The sequence below is a fragment of the Diplocloster hominis genome, assembly GCF_032380655.1.
Lineage (GTDB): Bacteria > Bacillota > Clostridia > Lachnospirales > Lachnospiraceae > Diplocloster > Diplocloster hominis.
Map to the genome: position 1 here is coordinate 41999 of NZ_JAWDIY010000003.1, position 19053 is coordinate 61051.

Genomic DNA, 19053 nt, shown 5'->3' on the forward strand with positions numbered 1-19053 from the left:
CACCCTCCTACTTGTTTTCGTTTTTCATTGTATTGATTAGTTCTTTGAGAACTTTGATCACACCTCCGTCGGGACCCGCCTGGGCCACGTGCCTGGCAACTTCTTTCACACTGCTTCTGGCATTGGCCACCGCATAGCTCTCACCTGCCTGTTTCAGCATCCCGATATCGTTACCGTTATCTCCAAAAGCCATGGTCTCCTCACGGGAGATCCCCAGCACCTTCTGGATATCTGCCACCGCATGGCCTTTATCCACGGATTTGTCCATGAAGTCGATCCAGTATTTACCCGAAACCACCACCTGCAGATCCTTCTGCCAGTGGGGAATCAACAGGTCATCCCGGATCTGCTGGGTTATACCCTCCTTCTGGAACACAGACACCTTCACAAAATCCGCATCCGCCTTAAGTACATCATCCACCATATAGACGTTATTCTTATACCCCTTCGTCAGCACATCATAAAAATAATCATTCTGATAATCCAGATATATGCCTTCCGGTGCAGAAGTAGAATACTGACAATCATCTCTGGCTTTCAGAGTCCGCAAAAGATCTTCAAAGACAGAACGCCGGATCGGCTTTCTGGAAATTTCCACACCCCTGCACACTACATAAGCGCCATTCTGCGCGATAAATATCATCTCGTCCTTAACCGGTTCGAACACCCGGTAAATGCTGTCATATTCCCGTCCGCTGGCCGCCGCAAACACGATCCCCAGCTTCTTCATCTCCAGCACCAGTTCATAAATCTCTTCGCTGACCTGGTCAGTCCCTTCCGTGGTCAGGGTTCCATCGATGTCCGTAACAACCAATTTAATCATAATTTCCTCCAGTGCCGCATTTACTGCGACTTAATTCAGGTATGGTGTAACCATTTCCTCCAGTGCCGCATTTACTGCGGCTTTAATTCAGGTATGCGTTTTACGCGTTCCTCCAGTGCCGCATTCACTGCGGCTCTATTTTCCCGTCCAGCAGTTTCCGCAGTGTCTGTTCCACCAGACCTGTCCGGAAGCGGCAGACCTTTTTTACGCTTTCCTTTGCATTCTCCATAGCATAACTATAAAATACATTCTCCAACATTTCAATATCATTTTCATTATCTCCGAAAGCCATAGCCTCATCGGGACTAACTTTAAAATATTCCAGCAGCGTTTCCATGGCCGTACCTTTTCCCGCATCCAGAGCCATCATATCCAGCCAGGCATGTCCTGCAGTAACCACCTTGACTCTGCCCTCAAATCGGTCCCGAAAATAGGTTTCACACCGGTCCACGCCTCCCTTTTCATAGACGGAAATTTTTAAATATTCTTCCTCCACTTCCATAATATCATTCACAACCGTGACATTATTTCCCACCACATATTTCATATGGTCCACATAATCATAGATCTTCGGCTGAAGATAAGAAGTTTTTACGCCCGACAGCAGGATCTCGCACTGATCCCGCTCCTGGATCGCGGTCAGGATCTCACGCCCCAGGCTCCGGTCGATGGTTTTTCTGGAAAGCACCTGGTCCTGATAGAGCACCAACGCCCCATTTTCTGCGATATAGGCGATCTCATCCGCCACCGGTGCAAACAATCTTTTTAAATTCGGGTATTGCCGTCCGCTGGCCGCAACAAACACGATACCCGCCTTTTTAAGTGCCCGGATCAGGTCAAACACCTCCGGATTCAGCTTCTGACTGCCGTTTAAGAGCAGGGTGCCGTCAAGATCGCTGGCAACTAATCGTATCATATCATTTTACTCCTAACCATTTACACTTTATAATACATTTCCAATATAAGCAACTCTATAAAAATTAAATACCATCTATATTCCGCAGCAGTTAAAATATTTGGGATTCGTAATTTACACCTTGATTAGTCACAGTGTAGAAGGGACTGTATACAGACCGTGAAACAGAAGGCCGGTAAAACTTGAATAGGGTACTTGAAAAATTCAAGTACCCCTTGTACAATTTACTTAGAAGTAATCAAAAGACATTGGTGTGTCTGATGATTGCCCTTCGGATATTGGTGTAATTTTTAGTTACAGGCTATCCTCTATTCGCCGTAGAGGATAGCTATTTTTTTCTATGATGATGTTCTATGCAGGCGGGCGCTGTAGATCTCACAAGCGCTTATGTCAATACTTCAAGAGTATTCATGCCACATTTCCTCCTCCGTTTATTTCCGAAGGAAACCATCAGACTATCCTCTGACTTCTTTTCAATTATACATGGTCATTCTATCATGGAAAAGCAAAGAGCAAATACAATTCCGTTTCTCATCAGGATTCATTTTAAATCCTTATAAAAGCCTGCACAGATCCATCGGATAATCGATGATATCCTGCGCATGGTTTGCTTCCAGCTCTTCCCTGTCCCGGAACCCCCATGTAACGCCTACCGTATGCATACCAGCCGCATTCCCCGTCTGCATATCCGTATTCGTATCTCCCAGATAAAGGAATTCGGCCGGTTCGATACCGAATCCCGCAGCGATCGCCAGGGCCCCATCCGGATAAGGTTTCCTGCGAATACCCTCCTGCTGCCCCTGGACATGATCGAAACAGTCTTTGCCAAACAGCGTCTCCACCACGTGAATGGTCTGGGCATGGGGTTTGTTGGATAAGACCGCGATCTTAATCCCCCGCTCCTTCAGAGTGTTCAGCAGCTCCGGAATTCCGTCATAGGGTTTCACTTCATACATACAATCCTTCGCAAATACCTCTTTATATTTTGCGGTTATTTTCTCCATATTCTCTAGTTGGGTATCCCCTGCTGCGATCAACGCCCGCTCCAATAGCTTGGCTGCACCGTCTCCGACCATGGTTTTATAAGCTTCCATGGGATGCCCGGCGAGGCCGCAGTATTCCAGCGAGCGGTTGGTACAGTAGTGCAGCGATTTAAGCGTATCCGCAAGTGTTCCGTCCAGGTCAAATAGTACTGCTTTCCACATAGTATCGTTCTCCTCTTTTTGGTTATCTGATCATAATTTCGATTTTATTTACCCTCTACAATACACCCAGTTTTTTCATTTCCCCATATAGGCGGGCTACCGGCAGGCCCACCACATTGCTGTAGTCTCCCCGGATGGATATAATATAGCGGGCCGCAAAGCCCTGTATTCCGTAAGCCCCCGCCTTATCCATCGGTTCCCCGGTGGCAATATACTCCCGTATCTCAGATTCATCCATCGGTCCGAACTCCACCTCTGTCATCTCGGTAAAATGGACCTCTCTTTTTTCATCCCCGGATTTTTGAATAAGCGTTACCCCCGTATATACCTGGTGGGTATCTCCCTGCAATAATGCGAGCATCCCGGCGGCCTCCTCCTCACTATGCGGCTTACCCAGTATCCGTCCGTTATGGCATACGACCGTATCCGCCCCGATAATCAGGGCCGGAGCCTCTATAGACGACGCGATATCGGCCGCCTTCTGAGCGGACAGTTCCGCTACCATCTCCGCCGGTTCGTGGGCTTTGGACACCTCTTCTTTCCGGCTGGGCAGCACCTCATACGTCACACCGATCTGCGTTAACAGTTCCCGTCGCCGAGGTGAGGCCGAAGCCAATATAATTCTCATATGACTCATATTTCCTCCAGTGCCGCATTTGCTGCGGCTTTTATTCAGGTATGGTGTAACCATTTCCTCCAGTGCCGCATTTACTGCGGCTATATTCAGGTATGGTGTATCTACAAATCAAATAAGGACAACTGATTCGATTCCGGCAGATCACCCATCAGGTGCAGATCATCCATCAGGTCTGTGACCGTCTTACTGACCTTTGTTCTGGCCCGGAAATCGTCCTTTGAGAGGAACTTCCCATCCTTGGCAGCATCCACAATCGCATCCGCCGCTTTATCCCCCAGTCCGTCGATGGACGAGAAGGACGGCATCAGCTTCCCATCGATAATCTGGAACTTGGAAGCCTGGGCCCTGTATATGTCAATGGGCATAAACTCAAATCCTCTGGCATACATTTCCTGCACGATCTTCATATCCTTCAGGGTATCCTGCTCCTTCTTGGACAGAGTATCGCTGCGCCGCTTGTAATCGTCCAGAAAATATTCCAGCTTATCCCGCCCCAGACACATGATCTCGTAGTTAAACGAGGACGCCCGGATACTGAAAAACGCCGCATAATAAGCCAGCGGATAGAACACCTTAAAATACGCGATCCGGAAAGCCATCATAACATAGGCAGCCGCATGGGCCTTAGGGAACATGTACTTAATTTTCTTACAGGACCAGATATACCAGTCCGGTACATTCGCCTTCAGCATCGCTTCTTCCCATTCGGGCTTTAAGCCTTTCCCCTTACGGACGCTCTCCATAATGGTAAAGGAAAGCTCACTGTCCATGCCCATCTGAATCAGATAGATCATGATATCGTCACGGGTACAGATGGCGGTGGAAATCGTCGCTTTCCCTTCCTCGATCAGCGTCTGCGCATTTCCCAGCCACACGTCGGTACCATGGGACAGACCGGAGATACGGACCAGATCGGAAAAAGTCTTGGGCTTCGTATCCTGAAGCATCTGGATCACGAACTCCGTACCGAACTCAGGGATTCCCAGAGACCCTAACTTACAGCCCCCGATATCCTCGGGTTTGATCCCCAGAGCCTCCGTATTCAGGAACAATGACATAACCTCTTTATTATCCAACGGTATCGTCTTGGCATCCAGGCCGGTCAGGTCTTCCAGCATACGGATCATGGTCGGATCATCATGGCCCAGAATATCCAGCTTTAACAGGTTGTGGTCGATGGAATGATAATCAAAGTGGGTGGTGATAATGTCCGTCGTCATATCATTGGCGGGCCGCTGGACCGGTGTAAAGGAATAGATCTCCTCCCCGTGGGGCAATACGATAATACCGCCCGGGTGCTGGCCGGTAGTACGGCGCACGCCGACACAGCCGTCCACGATCCGGGTGATCTCACAGTTCCGTTTGCGCACCCCGCGCTCTTCATAATAATTCTTCACATAACCAAACGCCGTCTTATCCGCCAATGTACCGATGGTTCCCGCCCGGAAGGTCTGTCCTTCTCCAAAGATAACCTCTGTATACCGATGCGCGTTTCCCTGGTAGTCACCGGAGAAGTTCAAGTCGATATCCGGCTCTTTATTCCCCTTGAATCCCAGGAACGTTTCAAAGGGGATATCAAATCCCGCCTTTACCAGCGGTTCCCCGCATTCCGGGCAATTCCGGTCCGGCATGTCGCAGCCGGAACCGCCGCCGAAGGACTTCACCAGATCCGAATCAAAATCGCTGTAATGGCATTTTTTACAATAATAATGCGGGGCCAGCGGATTCACCTCCGTGATTCCAGCCATGGTAGCCACAAAGGAGGAACCTACGGAACCACGGGACCCTACCAGATAGCCGTCCTCGTTAGATTTCCACACCAGTTTCTGCGCGATGATATACATCACGGCAAATCCATTGGAAATGATGGAATTCAATTCTCTCTCCAGCCGTTCCACAACAACCGGAGGCAGTTCGTCCCCATACATCTCATGGGCGGTGTTATAACAGATGTTCCGCAGTGTCTTATCCGAATCCTCAATAACCGGCGGGCACTTATCCGGCCGTACCGGTGAGATCCGCTCGATCATGTCCGTAATCTTATTTGTGTTGGTAATCACTACCTCTTCCGCTTTTTCACTGCCCAGATAGCTGAACTCCTCCAGCATCTCCTCCGTCGTCCTGTAAAACAGCGGTGCCTGCATATCCGCGTCCTTGAATCCTTTTCCCGCCATAATTATCCTTCGGTATACCTCATCCTCCGGATTCAGGAAATGAACGTCGCAGGTTGCGACCACAGGCTTGCGGAACTGATCACCCAGTTCCACGATCCGTTTATTCAGATTGATCAGATCCTGCCTGGAATTCACCGTGGACTTTTCATCCCGGAGCATGAATTCGTTATTTCCCAGGGGCTGTATCTCCAGATAGTCATAGAATTGGACCAGCCTTACGATCTCCTCCTGGGGTGATTCCCGCAGCAGCGCCTGATAAAGCTCACCGGCCTCGCAGGCTGATCCGATCAGAAGCCCTTCCCGGTATTTCATAAATAAGCTCTTCGGCACTCTGGGCCGCTTCGCATAATAATCGATATGGGACATGGATACCAGGCGGTACAGATTCACCCGGCCCACATCATTTCTCGCCAGTATAATGGCATGATAGGTCGGCAGCTTCTTAATCGCAGTGTGATCCAGCGTACTGATGCTGTTCACACCGTCCAACGACGTTACATCCCTGTTCTTTAACATCTCCACGAACTTCAGAAATATCTCGGCCGTACAGGCGGCGTCATCCACCGCCCGGTGGTGATTGTCCAGAGAAATATTCAGCGCCTTCGCCACCGTGTCCAGCTTGAACCGGTTTAACTGCGGCAGCAGCACTCTGGCCAGGGAGACTGTATCGACCACCGTTTTATGCAGAGAAATTCCCAGGCGTTTGGCGTTTCGCTGCACGAAACTCATATCAAAACCTGCGTTGTGCGCCACCATAACAGCGTCCTCACAAAACGCCAGGAACTCCGGCAGCACCTGATCGATCATTGGCGCGTCCAGCACCATATGATCATTGATCCCGGTCAGCTTCTCGATATCGAAGGGAATCGGCACGTCCGGATTCACAAAGGTGCTGAATCGGTCGGTGATCCGTCCTTCCGCCACTTTCACCGCACCGATCTCTATGATCCGGTTATTCACGGGACTGAAACCGGTGGTCTCCAGGTCAAACACCACATAGGTATCATTAAGGCTCTGATTCCGGGAATCCGTAACGATCTCTTTCAGATCATCCACCAGATAAGCTTCCATCCCGTAGATAATCTTAAAATCCGAGTCCTTAGGGATGGCGTGGTTGGCTTCGGGGAAGGACTGAACGACACCGTGGTCCGTAATCGCCACCGCTTTATGTCCCCATTTGATCGCCTGCTTGATAATATCCCCCACATCGGAGACTCCATCCATATCGCTCATCTTCGTATGGCAGTGCAATTCCACCCTTTTCACAGGGCTAACATCCATCCGTCCGGTTCGAAAATCCGCGATAGACTTGATCCCGACCACAGAGGCTATGGAAAGCTCGCCGTCAAACCGGTCGATATTGCTGACGCCTTTAATCTTGATAAATGCGCCTTTTTTGATTCCTTCCAGGATATCCGACAGCTCATCATTTTTGACAAACATCTTCACATTGATACTGTCGGTAAAATCCGTGATACTGAAAATAATAATCGTCTTTTCGTTCCGGATCTCCCTGGTATCCAGGGTCATGATCCGGCCACGCAGAACCACTTCACCGATCTCACCCACCAACTGTTCGATGGGCATCGCATCCTCCTCAAAATCCCGGCCGTAGAGGACATCCGGATTGTCCGACCGCTTGAAACCGCGCGGCGCTCTCCGAAATGAGGTATCCTGTTTGTCATCCCGCCCTTTTCTTCCCGGCTGTCCCTGATGCCCTTGCTGTCCCTGATATCCTTGCTGTTCTTGGGCGCCGGGCTCCTTCTCCGGTCCCTTGGCGCCCTGGATCACCGATGCGATATTGGCGACTTCCTGCCTGATCTTCTGATCACTTTGTTCCCGGTACTTGCTGGGCTTCACCTCTTCGAATTCTACCCTCACCTGGACTGCAAAGCCGCAGCGCTCATGAAAAATCTTCTCCAGGATACGCACCAGCTCATCTGTCTTGCTGGCGGCCACCACCGTCTGCTCCAGGTGCAGCACCATAATCTGTTCTTCTACGAACTCCCATTTTGCCTTCCGAAACAGATTATATTCCACCATGCTGTATTCCCTCAGCTCATCCAGAATACTGTTATGGTATATTTCCATCAGTTTTTTGGGGGTATACTGGTCCGACAGCTCATATTTTTCATAAATCTTGATCAGCATCGGCACATTGGGAAATAGCTGATCCTTGATGGAGCGTTCCAGCCGGAAAATATGATCCTTCTGTATGAGGATTTTACTATTTAAATGGATTCGAATCGCATCCCGTTTCGGGTTTGTAGACACCTTGCTGATCTGCGTGCATTCCATCATGTCCCGCAGATCTTCTTTTAACTCAAGGGTCGGAAATACTTCAAAAAACGGTTTTGCCATTACTCTTCACTCCAATGCTCCAGCTCATCCTTCAGCGCCTGCAAAAGCTGGTCCTCCGGAACCTTCTTTACCACTTCACCTTTTTTGATCAGCAGGCCTTCTCCCCTGCCTCCGGCGATCCCGATATCCGCTTCCTTCGCCTCACCGGGGCCATTTACCACACAGCCCATGACCGCCACTTTAAGATCCAGCGGCATACCGGACACCAGTGTCTCCACTTGGTTCGCCAGCCCGATCAGATCGATCTGAGTCCTGCCGCAGGTCGGGCACGAAACCACCTCGATCCCACCCTTGCGAAGTCCCAGAGTCTTAAGGATCAGCCTGGCCGACTTAACCTCCTCCACCGGATCACCGGTAAGCGACACCCGGATCGTATCCCCGATTCCCTGATACAGAATTATCCCCAGTCCCACCGCCGACTTAATATTTCCGGACAGCACCGTCCCGGACTCCGTAATCCCCACATGCAGCGGATAGTCCGTCTCCCGGGCGATCCGCTCATGGGCCTGCGCGCACATCAGTACATCCGAAGACTTAATACTGATCACCAGATTCCCATACCCCATGTCCTCGATCCGGCGCACCTTATCCAGAGCGCTCTCCACGATTCCCTCCGCGGTCACTCCATGATATTTCTCCACCAGTTCTTTTTCCAGGGAACCGCTGTTCACGCCCACCCGGATCGGAATATCCCGGCTCTTCGCCTCCATAACCACAGCCTTCAGTCGCTCCTGGCCGCCGATATTCCCCGGATTAATCCGGATCTTATCCGCCCCGTTTTCCATGGCCGCGATCGCCAGTCTGTAGTCAAAATGAATATCCGCCACCAGAGGAATCCCGATCTGCTTTTTAATCTCCCGTAAAGCCCGCGCCGCCTCCATCGTAGGCACCGCGCACCGTATGATCTCACAGCCGGCCTCCGCAAGCCTCTGAATCTGCTCCACCGTGGCCGCCACATCTTCTGTCCTCGTATTCGTCATGGACTGGATCAGCACCGGATTCCCGCCGCCGATCACCCGGTCCCCGATCCGTATCACTTTCGTATGTTCTCTATGCATAAGGGTCACTCCTTTATCTTCATCAACCTACCCATCCATTATATCCACTTTCCAGGTTCTGTGCAATGTATTTTCCTTGTGTGGGGACCTGCTGTGTGGACCCGGGGGATTGGGGGCCTAAGAGGCCGAAGCGGACAGTGAACAGGGCGAAGCAAGAAGCCTTGCTAGTTTTTCTGCCTACTTTTCTACTACTTTCCTACCCACCTGACCTATCAACCCCTGTAACCCGGCCCGCTGTAAACAAGGGATGAGAGCGAAGCGGCAAAGACCGGGCGAGAGGGAGGCTATCCGAATACCAGGATGCAGCCGTCAGGGGTCCTCTGTGTACGGACGTATCCGAGCGGGGGACCGGCAGGGGGAGCGGTGTCTATGGGCCTCTTCCTCACATAAGTCGCCCGTGTGAAATCTTAATGAAATCGGGCCGTCCGGTTGTGGGCGAAAGACTGCGTTCCGTGCAGTCTTTCGGTGGCTGCTGAACCGCGAATGCATCCGGCATTCGGGGTGAATCAGCCACGTACCCGCAACCGGACGGCCCGATTTCATTTAGATTTCACCGGGTAACAGCCTTAAGTGAGGAAGAGGCCCATAGACACCGCTCCCCCTGCCGGTTCCCCGCTCGGATACGTCCGTACACAGAGGACCCCTGACGGCTGCATCCTGGTATTCGGACAGCCTCCTCTCCCGCCCGGTCTTTGCCGCTTCGCTCTCATCCCGTCCCTCCCGCCCCTCCAGCCCCACCGTTCGTGCCCTTTGGGCACATATCCAGGAATTTGTCTTTTTTGTTGTTGATTATCGACACAACTATATCCATTTCATTTCTAAATGGTACAATAGATAGCAAAGGAGGGAGAAATATGTCGTTTGGAAGTATTTTAAAAGAGTTACGAAAAGCGAACCGCATCACCCAGGGAGAACTGGCTGACTTTTTGAAGGTTTCCCGACCTACGATTGCCGGCTATGAGACGAAGGATAAACAGCCTGATTTCGAAAAACTAATCAAGCTTTCGGAATTCTTCAACGTATCGATTGATTACCTGATCACAGGTGATTCTTTCGGTAAGTCCAATCCCAACTTGACTGAGACAAATCAGAAAGTTTACTCTGATTATGAGCTGGAGCATTCTTTAATGCGCCAATTTATTAAGCTCTCCTATGAATCGCGGGTGGATCTGATTGAACTCGCCAAGGTGCTGCAGCTTCGTGATAAGATGCACGAGCCCAATCTTTAGACAGCATATACGAAAGAAAAAATAATAACAATTTGCCCTCTTCCGAGAATCGTAAGAGGGCTTTTATTTATGACTTCAGTTGTGGTTCTGAGAAAAAAAGCGCCTGCTTCCCCGGATGTTGAACTATATCGGCCGACATCCGGGGACAGGCCCCTTTCTCCCCGCTGTTACTATTCGGTTAGGCTTTACTGCCGAAAGATGCCAGTCCCCTCCCATATCTCATCCGCCAATCAGTTCAGAGATCAGATATGCGTAGATATCCTGGCTCTTTGACTTCCACTGGTTACACACCGCTTCCGCCTGTTCTTCCGTAGGAACCGCCAGGCTCAGTTCAATCAGGTGATGCGTCCGGTCCCGGATCATGCAGTGTGCCTCAAAATCATGATGGGTCGTCTTATAATAATCCGCAATCACTGAAACCTCATTCCGAAGCTCATATTTCTTTTCCTTCAGGAATTCGTCGATCTCGCTGCGTATGGTTTCCGATATCCGGTTCCCGAAATATTCCAGGGTGTCCCGCCCCTCCTGGGTGATCTGATAAAAGGAACTGTTCCGGACGGATTCAGCCCCGATCAGCTCCGACTCCAGCAGCTCATTAATCGCCTGCTGAAGTGTAAAATAAGTCGTGTAACCCTGATCCAGGATAAAATCGGACAGCTGCGCATTGGTCAGCGGAAAATCTACCTTATCTAACATATAAAGAATAATCAGCTTATAAAGTGTAAATGATTCTGACATTTTCTTATTCTCCCCTTTACCTGTTTGTCATGAAATCTTTCCTCAGATTCCGGCAAAATATTTCCCCTGAAAACTTTCGTTTTCCCTCATCCTCTTATGTATGGTGTTCAGCACACTGGTTTTGGCAGCACTCCATTGGGGAGCGATCAGAAGATCTCTGGGACCGTCACCAGTCAGCCGGTGTACCACAATATCCGGCTTCAGATGTTCGATACACCGGATCACGATCTGTACATATTCCTCCATCCCGAGCGTCCGGAATGCTCCCTTCCGGTAATAGCAAGCCAGATCTGTCTGCTCCAGCACATGCAAAGACTGCAGCTTGATTCCCTGAATCCCCTTCTGATTCAGATATTCCACCGTCTTAAGCATTCTTTCCCCGTCTTCCCCCGGCAGTCCCAGGATCACATGCGTGATCACTTCGATACCGGCTTTCCGGAGCTTCTCCACCGCCTCATCGAAACAGGACAGCGGATATCCTCTGCGGATAAACTTTGCCGTGTCCTCATGGATGGTCTGAAGCCCCAGTTCTACCCAGACGGGTTTGATCCGGTTTAACTCACCCAGCAGCCCTACCACATCATCCCCCAGACAGTCCGGCCTGGTTGCGATCGATAAGACCTCCACATCGGGATAACGGATGGCTTCGGTGAATATCTCCCTTAGATATTCCACCGGTCCGTAGGTGTTGGTAAATGGCTGAAAATAGGCGATATAGGTCATGCCCTCCGGCTTCTTTTGCAGGAGGCTGCGGGCATACTCCATCTGCTGCGGAATCGTCTGCTCCGGACGGCCGGCGAATTCTCCCGATCCGCCGCCGCTGCAAAAGATACAGCCCCCGCTCCCCACAGTCCCGTCCCGGTTCGGACAGGTCAAGCCTGCGTTCAGGCACAGTTTATATACTTTATGGCCGAATTTTTGTTTTAAATAATAGTCCAGCGAATAATAGGGTTTCGACCCCCACATTCTTCCATTCATCGGATATGATCCTTCACCGCACGGCTTACCACATCCGCCACCCTGGGATCAAAAGCCTCCGGCATGATATTTTCGTCCGACAGCTCTTCCTCCGGCACCAGCCCGGCTATGGCCGCAGCCGCAGCCAGCTTCATCTCTTCCGTGATCTGGGCTGCCCTGCCCTCCAGCGCCCCTTTGAAAATGCCGGGAAACGCCACCACATTATTCACCTGATTCGGGAAATCGGAGCGGCCAGTCCCCACCACACGGGCTCCCGCCGCTCTGGCTTCGTCCGGCATGATCTCCGGAACCGGATTCGCCATGGCAAACAAAATGGAGTCCTGGTTCATGGATGCCACCATCTCCTTCGTTACGATACCCGGAGCGGAAACACCCACGAAGATATCCGCGCCCTTCATAGCGTCTGAAAGTGTCCCCGTCCGGTCCTCCAGATTCGTGACCTTTGCCATCTGCTGCTGCATCCAGTTCAGGCCCTCCGTAGATTTTCCAATGATCCCGCAGCGGTCGCACATGGTGATCCGTGTAAATCCATAGGTCAACAGCAGTTTGGCAATGGCGATTCCCGCGGAACCCGCACCATTTACCACCACCCGGCATTCCTCTTTTTTCTTCCCAGTCACCTTAAGCGCATTGATCACTCCAGCCAGCACCACGATGGCGGTACCGTGCTGGTCGTCGTGAAACACCGGGATGTCCAGCAGCTCTTTGAGACGCTCCTCGATCTCAAAACAGCGGGGAGCACTGATGTCCTCCAGATTGATACCGCCGAAAGCAGGTGCGATATTTACCACCGTACGGATAATCTCCTCCGTATCCTGGGTGTCCAGGCAGATCGGGACGGCGTTCACGCCGCCGAACTCTTTGAACAATACCGCTTTTCCCTCCATGACCGGCATCGCGGCCCTGGCCCCGATGTTGCCCAGTCCCAGTACTGCGCTTCCGTCGGAAACGACGGCAATTGTGTTGGCTTTTATGGTATACCGGTAAGCGGCCTCCGGGTCCTCGGCGATTACCTTACACGGCTCGGCCACACCCGGGGTATAGGCGATGGCCAGATCCTCCCGGCTGGTAACAGGCGCCTTGGATACGATGGCCAGCTTCCCGTTCCACTCTTCATGCATCTGTAAAGCCTTCTCATTGGTTGTCATCTTCTGCTCCTCCTTTGATCCATTTCATATGCGCTTTTATTTGACGCTCATATCCGTTGTCGGAAGGTTCGTAAAATGTCTCATTTATGATTTCTGACGGCAGATACTGCTGTTCTACGTAGTGCTTCGGATACTCATGGGCATAGAGGTAAGTGAGGCCTCTGCCCAGCTTCTTGGAGCCTTTATAATGGGCATCCTGCAGATGGGGCGGCACCGTGGTATGCACCTGCCGTACATTTCCCATAGCTTTTTCGATGGACATGACGGCGGTATTACTCTTCGGCGCGGTGGCTACGTATTCACAGGCCTGCGCCAGAATGATCTGGGCCTCCGGCATCCCGATCCGCTCCACAGCCAGAGAAGCCGTCACGGCTACCTGTAACGCCTGGGGATCTGCGTTGCCCACGTCCTCAGACGCGCAGATCATAATACGTCTTGCGATAAACTTGATATCTTCGCCGGCATACAGCATTTTCGCCAGATAATAGACCGCCGCGTCAGGATCTGATCCCCGCATGCTTTTGATAAACGCTGAGATCGTATCATAGTGGTTATCCCCTGTTTTATCATACCGGACCACCCGTTTCTGGATACATTCACCGGCCACATCCAGCGTAATATGTATCTTCCCGTCACTGCCGGGCTCCGTGGTCAGCACACCCAGCTCGATGGCGTTGAGCGCGGCTCTCGCATCCCCTCCGGCGATATCCGCCAGAAACTCTTTCGCGTCGTCCTCGATCGCCGCGTGGTACGCGCCCATCCCCTTTTCCCGGTCATAGACCGCCCGGTCGATCAGCGTCTTGATGTCCTCTTTGGACAGCGGCTTTAATTCAAATATAATGGACCTGGAGATCAGCGCGCTGTTCACCTCAAAATAGGGATTTTCCGTGGTGGCGCCGATTAAGATCAGCGTTCCGTCCTCCACGAACGGCAGCAGATAGTCCTGCTGCCCCTTATTGAAACGGTGAATTTCGTCCACAAACAGGATCGTTTTCTTCCCGTACATGCCCAGTATCTCCTTGGCCTGGCGGACCACTTCTTCCATGTCCTTTTTTCCCGCCACCGTGGCGTTGATCTGGGTAAATTCCGCGCTGGTCGTATTGGCGATCACCTTGGCCAGCGTGGTTTTGCCGGTTCCGGGCGGCCCGTAGAAGATAACGGAACCCAGCTTGTCCGCCTTGATCGCTCGGTACAGCAGCTTGTCCTTGCCAATGATGTGCTGCTGCCCGACCACTTCCTCCAGAGTCGTGGGTCTTAAGCGGGAGGCCAGAGGCGACTCCGCCTTCATCTGATTTTCCCTCATATAATCAAACAAATCCATGTCTTTCAACCTCTTCTAATCTTATCAGACTTCACAATGATCTAAAAACTTAACTCGTGGCTCCAAAGAACTGTCACCACTTACCGGATGATACGCAATGATCCGGAACCACTATCCCGGCAAACCGCAAAGATCCAGTATCACTTCCCTGGCGATCAGTATCCCAGCCACCGGCGGCACAAACGCCACACTGCCGGGAATGCTTCTCCTCTCACCCGCCTCCTCATCCGTCTGCACAGCCCTCGTATCGATTGGCTGCTCATCCGAATACAGAACCTTTAGTTTTGGGATTCCCCGCTTTTTCAATTCCCGCCGCATCACCCGGCACAGGGGACAGACCGACGTCTCGCAGATATCCGCGATCCGGAACCGGGACGGGTCCAGCTTATTTCCCGTGCCCATGCTGCTGATCAGCGGAATACCTGTTCTGTTACAGCACTCAGCGATGGAAAGTTTGGCGGTTACCGTGTCCACCGCGTCCACCACATAGTCCAGATCCTCTGTTATCAAATCCGCGGCATTCTCTTCCAGCACAAAAGTCTGAAACGTCTCTACATGCGCTCCCGGGTGGATATCCAGGATTCTTTCCCTCATCACTTCTGTCTTCTGCCTGCCGATGGTGCTGTGAAGCGCCACCACCTGCCGGTTGATATTTGTCAGAGACACGGTATCGTGATCTACCAGGATCAGGTTCCCCACGCCGCTCCTGGCCAGCGCCTCGATACAGTGTGATCCCACACCGCCGACGCCGAACACCAGGACCCTGCTGTTCTTAAGTTTCTCTACGCCGGCCCCGCCAAGAAGCATCCTCGTTCTGCTGAATTCATCTGCCATATTCAGGCTCCTTATTCCTTAACTCCGCGAGACCGACTGCTCATCCGCGTCTGCTGCGGGTATCATTCCAGTATCAATTCATCGACCGTCACGAACTCGTACCCCTCTTTCTGCAGGATATCCACGATCCTCAAAGCTGCCTGTACGGAACTTTCGTAATAGTCATGTAATAGAATAATATCATTTTCTTTGACTTTCGTCACTACTTTATTTACCACGTTGGTGGCATTTCCCGTGGTCCAGTCCAGCGGATCTACCGTCCACATGACCGGGATCATCTGTATCCCGCACTCCAAATCATCCTTCCATAACCCGAAGGGCGGCCGGACATATTCCGTGGGTGAGCCGGTGATCTCTTCCACCAGATCACTGGTTCTTACGATTTCATCGCTGGCCTCCTCCTGGGAAAGCTTCGTAATCTCCACATGGTCAAACGTATGGTTCCCGATCAGATGGCCGTCATCCGCCATTCTTTTGATGATTTCTTCATTTCCCGTAACGTTTTTTCCAATTACAAAAAAAGTAGCCTGAACATTCCTCTCTTTCAACCCATCCAGCAGCTCAGGCGTAAACACCGGATGGGGCCCATCATCAAACGTCAGTGCGATCTTTGGCTTCATATCAGATGCCACGATGGTCTGGCTGGTCTCTATCACCGTCCGCTCCTGCTCTGTCTTCTCCAGCACATGCATGCGGATTCCCACCGCCGTGACCAGAACCAGTAAATCTAAAAATACAAATATCTGCAGCCGCTGCTTCCACATCGAACAAATTCCTTTACGGATCTTACTCTTTATCAATATATGACCCTGGGAAAAAACATATGCTCTATATAGAGCTGCCGGAATGTTTCGCTGTCGGCTAATTGGACTTCCCTGGCCTGTTTTGCAATATGGCTGGGAATACTTCCTGCTTCCAGCATATATTTTACGACTCCGCTCAGGGAACTGTTTCCCACCGCATTCGCTCTGGATGCCAGTTGAGGAGGAATTAATCCTATGGCGGCTGCCTTGTTAAGGTCCAGACGGTAGCCGAATCCTCCCGCCACGTACATGGTATCAATCTCTTCGACGGTTGTTTTGTACTCGGTAATCAAAGTTTCCAGCCCGGCCCGGATCGCTGCTTTTGCCATCTGGATTTCCCGGATGTCTTTTTGGGTGATGACGATGGAGGGAACCTCTTCTTCCGGTTCTTTGTGTTCTCCCTGCGTCAGAGGATAGCCGGTTTCAAAGTATTCCGGAACTAACAGACCAGTTTCATCGATCAGGCCGGTCCGGTATAGTTCCGCGATTCCCTCGATCAGACCGGTTCCGCAGATTCCTGCGGGCGGACGGTCTCCGATCGTTTTTACGGCGGCTTTCCCATCCGGGCCGATCGTTACCTGGCAGATGGCACCTGGGACACTGCCTGTACCGAACGTGATATTTCCCCCTTCAAATGCCGGTCCGGCCGCTGTGGATGTGACGAAAAGATGCTCACCGGTTCCTACGGCCATCTCACCGTTCGTCCCCAAATCCAGGAACAGCACCGGTTTTTGGGCTTCATGAATTCCGCAGGCATATAGGCCGGCGGTAATATCCGCACCCACAAAGGCGGATATGCCGGGCAGCAGTATGACCGGACAGTCGATCCGGTCCGGCTTTTCATTCTGTCCTGGTGTTTGCGGCGCTGCCTGGAACAGGTCCTGGCTTTTTATTACCTGCAGGCCGTTGTTATAGGGTCGGAAGGGTGCTGTTCCCAGTGTACGGCAGGGGTATTCCATCAGAAGGTGCAGCATGGTCGTATTTCCGGCTATCCCTATTTTACTGATCCGATCGGCAGACAGACCTTGTTCTGTCATAAGCTGTTGGATTCCACGATTCAAATCATCCCGGATGGATTTTGCCAGGGCTTTCCCCTGTCCGGATACGGAGGCCTGGATGCGGGATACCACATCCGCGCCAAAACGTCTCTGATGATTGATACTGCTATAGCAGCCCAGAACCTCATGGCTGACCGCGCCCACCAGCAAAAGGACCAGGGTGGTCGTCCCGATATCTGCCGCTATCACACAAGGTTCTCCGTTTACACCGGATTTCTCAAGATCAGTCTCCTTATTTTTACTGTCATTTGCATTTCCATCATCCTTCTTATCTTTACAGGCTTTTGCACGTGACTTCCGTCCGCTGTTTTCCCTTAGCCCATATTCCTGAACGATATCGAATTCCTCTTCCTGCTGCCACTGCCCCCGCATCCGGCAGTCCGTTCTTTGGCAGGCCGCACAGTTCATGATACATCTGTCCTTCATTCTGCAATTCACCGCCTCACAAGTATTACAATCATGTCCCAGTCTCATCCGGCACCGGTCGTTACTGACTCTCAGCAGGTATCCCATAGTTTTAACCGGCTCGAACATATAACCTTTCGTAAGCCTGATTTTTTCCGTCTCCCTGCATTGGACCGCTTCCAACAGCTCCTCCTGGAATTCAGCCGGCAGCCGGCCGGGCGCCTCCAGCCGCTCCCGGATTCCGATTCCTTCTTCCCGGCAATATTCCCGTATCCTGTCCTGAATCCACTCATCCAGACAAAACAGGTATTCATCCGCCATAGAGTGAAGCAAAAGCCCCTTCACACATTCTCCTGTATGAAAAAGCCGGTCGGCCTCCCGGCTGATCCGCTCTCCCGTACCGACCAGCACATAGATCACATCCGCGTCCTGTCCCAATACGGGAATCGCTGCGGAACCCCGGGGAATCTTCCCTCTGTGGTACACCGCCGCCGGCTCCGCCAGACCGTAAAGTTCCGGAAGAAGTTCATCGAACTCCTCCTCCATTTTCTGATAGAGATCACTGCCTTTTCTGCACTCCATCCTGCGAAGAACCTGTTCTTTTCCTATCTCAGGATGCGAAACAGCGGGCGTATACAGACCCGCCCGCTGATGATAATTCATTTTATTCACGTTCTTCCCGATCCTCTTGAGCAGAAGCCTGTCCTTCTGCTTCCTTTGCTTCATCCTTCCGGGCTTCTTCCGCCGGCTCTGCCTCATCTGCTTCATTGTCCGTCAGCCGGGCACTTCTGGCAGCCGCATCGGCAGCCGTGGGCAATGGAGAGTGATCCTCCTCCTCTTCCTGCACCACCTCATCCACGATACCTAAAAACTCCTTCCGGAACTTCTGTCTGGGTCTCATGCTAAAAGCATAGACAATAGCTCCCACCAGGCCCACCGTACTGTTCCCGTCCGGATTCCCCAGCATAAATACAAACAAAACCAGACCGCCGATTCCAATAATATCTGTCCCCAGATATTTGATATATCCGGTTTTCCGTTCCGGAGTCAAATCTTCAAACTCCTTAAGCAGATACGGTTCCAAAACGTCCAGCAGCAGAACATAGCACACCAGCCAAACGCCCATAATCACCTGAAACGCCGTCATATTTGTATTCTTGGAAAATATGGAATAACCAAAATATGCCAGCACAACCGCCGTAAGACCAATCAAAATTCCGGTTATCAGCCTGCGGACTTTCTTTATCTCCTGTTCACTCATACCTACACATTATCTCCTTTTTCAGTCATTGGTTTATTATATCGCATTTTCTGTACATCTTCAAGGGCCAATCAATCCTGCAGGGTTTGCCCTCGTTACAGGAG

Annotated in this window: 16 protein-coding genes; 1 reads left to right on the forward strand and 15 read right to left on the reverse strand. The window is 51.5% G+C overall.

Annotated features, from left to right (window positions below):
- Window positions 1-7: 7 nt before the first annotated feature.
- The 7 genes from ABC831_RS03860 to ABC831_RS03890 form a co-directional block, all read right to left on the reverse strand.
- Window positions 8-823, reverse strand: a complete 816-nt coding sequence (locus ABC831_RS03860) for a Cof-type HAD-IIB family hydrolase (RefSeq protein WP_343246927.1) — start codon at window positions 821-823, stop codon at window positions 8-10.
- Between the two features lie 124 nt (window positions 824-947).
- Window positions 948-1739, reverse strand: coding sequence for an HAD family hydrolase (locus ABC831_RS03865; protein WP_343246928.1), 792 nt, complete (start codon window positions 1737-1739; stop codon window positions 948-950).
- 554 nt (window positions 1740-2293) lie between these two features.
- A complete protein-coding gene (locus ABC831_RS03870) occupies window positions 2294-2944 on the reverse strand; it encodes an HAD family hydrolase (RefSeq protein WP_343246929.1) in 651 nt (216 codons plus the stop codon).
- Between the two features lie 55 nt (window positions 2945-2999).
- The gene (locus tag ABC831_RS03875) at window positions 3000-3581 is read right to left on the reverse strand and encodes a Maf family protein (RefSeq protein WP_343246930.1); all 582 of its coding nucleotides are present in this window, start codon (window positions 3579-3581) and stop codon (window positions 3000-3002) included.
- Between the two features lie 101 nt (window positions 3582-3682).
- Complete coding sequence (locus ABC831_RS03880; protein ID WP_343246931.1) at window positions 3683-8116, reverse strand: PolC-type DNA polymerase III; 4434 nt, start codon at window positions 8114-8116, stop codon at window positions 3683-3685.
- Window positions 8116-9174, reverse strand: a complete 1059-nt coding sequence (ispG, locus tag ABC831_RS03885) for a flavodoxin-dependent (E)-4-hydroxy-3-methylbut-2-enyl-diphosphate synthase (protein ID WP_343246932.1) — start codon at window positions 9172-9174, stop codon at window positions 8116-8118. Before ispG ends, ABC831_RS03880 begins: the two co-directional genes overlap by 1 nt.
- A gap of 543 nt (window positions 9175-9717) precedes the next feature.
- Window positions 9718-9912, reverse strand: coding sequence for a hypothetical protein (locus tag ABC831_RS03890; RefSeq protein ID WP_343246933.1), 195 nt, complete (start codon window positions 9910-9912; stop codon window positions 9718-9720).
- A 116-nt stretch (window positions 9913-10028) separates the two neighbouring features.
- Here ABC831_RS03890 and ABC831_RS03895 point away from each other — a divergent pair, with 116 nt between their 5' ends.
- Window positions 10029-10403, forward strand: a complete 375-nt coding sequence (locus ABC831_RS03895; RefSeq protein ID WP_343246934.1) for a helix-turn-helix domain-containing protein — start codon at window positions 10029-10031, stop codon at window positions 10401-10403.
- Window positions 10404-10622: 219 nt separating this feature from the next.
- On the opposite strand, the gene ABC831_RS03900 is transcribed toward ABC831_RS03895, so the two are convergent.
- The 8 genes from ABC831_RS03900 to ABC831_RS03935 form a co-directional block, all read right to left on the reverse strand.
- On the reverse strand, window positions 10623-11141 hold the full coding sequence (locus tag ABC831_RS03900; RefSeq protein WP_343246935.1) for a DUF4364 family protein: 519 nt from the start codon (window positions 11139-11141) through the stop codon (window positions 10623-10625).
- Window positions 11142-11183: 42 nt separating this feature from the next.
- Window positions 11184-12119, reverse strand: coding sequence for a tRNA modification radical SAM protein MnmL/YtqA (mnmL, locus tag ABC831_RS03905; protein ID WP_343246936.1), 936 nt, complete (start codon window positions 12117-12119; stop codon window positions 11184-11186).
- Window positions 12116-13267: an NAD(P)-dependent malic enzyme gene (locus ABC831_RS03910; protein ID WP_343246937.1), complete on the reverse strand. Its 1152-nt coding sequence runs from the start codon at window positions 13265-13267 to the stop codon at window positions 12116-12118. The genes mnmL and ABC831_RS03910 overlap by 4 nt, the downstream gene beginning before the upstream one ends.
- Window positions 13254-14588 (reverse strand): replication-associated recombination protein A, encoded by a 1335-nt coding sequence (locus ABC831_RS03915; RefSeq protein ID WP_343246938.1) that lies wholly within the window; start codon window positions 14586-14588, stop codon window positions 13254-13256. The genes ABC831_RS03910 and ABC831_RS03915 overlap by 14 nt, the downstream gene beginning before the upstream one ends.
- A 111-nt stretch (window positions 14589-14699) precedes the next feature.
- Window positions 14700-15422 (reverse strand): tRNA threonylcarbamoyladenosine dehydratase, encoded by a 723-nt coding sequence (locus ABC831_RS03920; RefSeq protein WP_343246939.1) that lies wholly within the window; start codon window positions 15420-15422, stop codon window positions 14700-14702.
- A 62-nt stretch (window positions 15423-15484) separates the two neighbouring features.
- Window positions 15485-16186 carry a polysaccharide deacetylase family protein gene (locus tag ABC831_RS03925; RefSeq protein WP_343246940.1) on the reverse strand — a complete coding sequence of 234 codons (702 nt, stop codon included), beginning with the start codon at window positions 16184-16186 and terminating at the stop codon, window positions 15485-15487.
- 32 nt (window positions 16187-16218) lie between these two features.
- The gene (locus ABC831_RS03930) at window positions 16219-18414 is read right to left on the reverse strand and encodes an ASKHA domain-containing protein (protein WP_343246941.1); all 2196 of its coding nucleotides are present in this window, start codon (window positions 18412-18414) and stop codon (window positions 16219-16221) included.
- The gene (locus ABC831_RS03935; protein ID WP_343246942.1) at window positions 18353-18949 is read right to left on the reverse strand and encodes a hypothetical protein; all 597 of its coding nucleotides are present in this window, start codon (window positions 18947-18949) and stop codon (window positions 18353-18355) included. The genes ABC831_RS03930 and ABC831_RS03935 overlap by 62 nt, the downstream gene beginning before the upstream one ends.
- Between the last annotated feature and the right edge of the window lie 104 nt (window positions 18950-19053).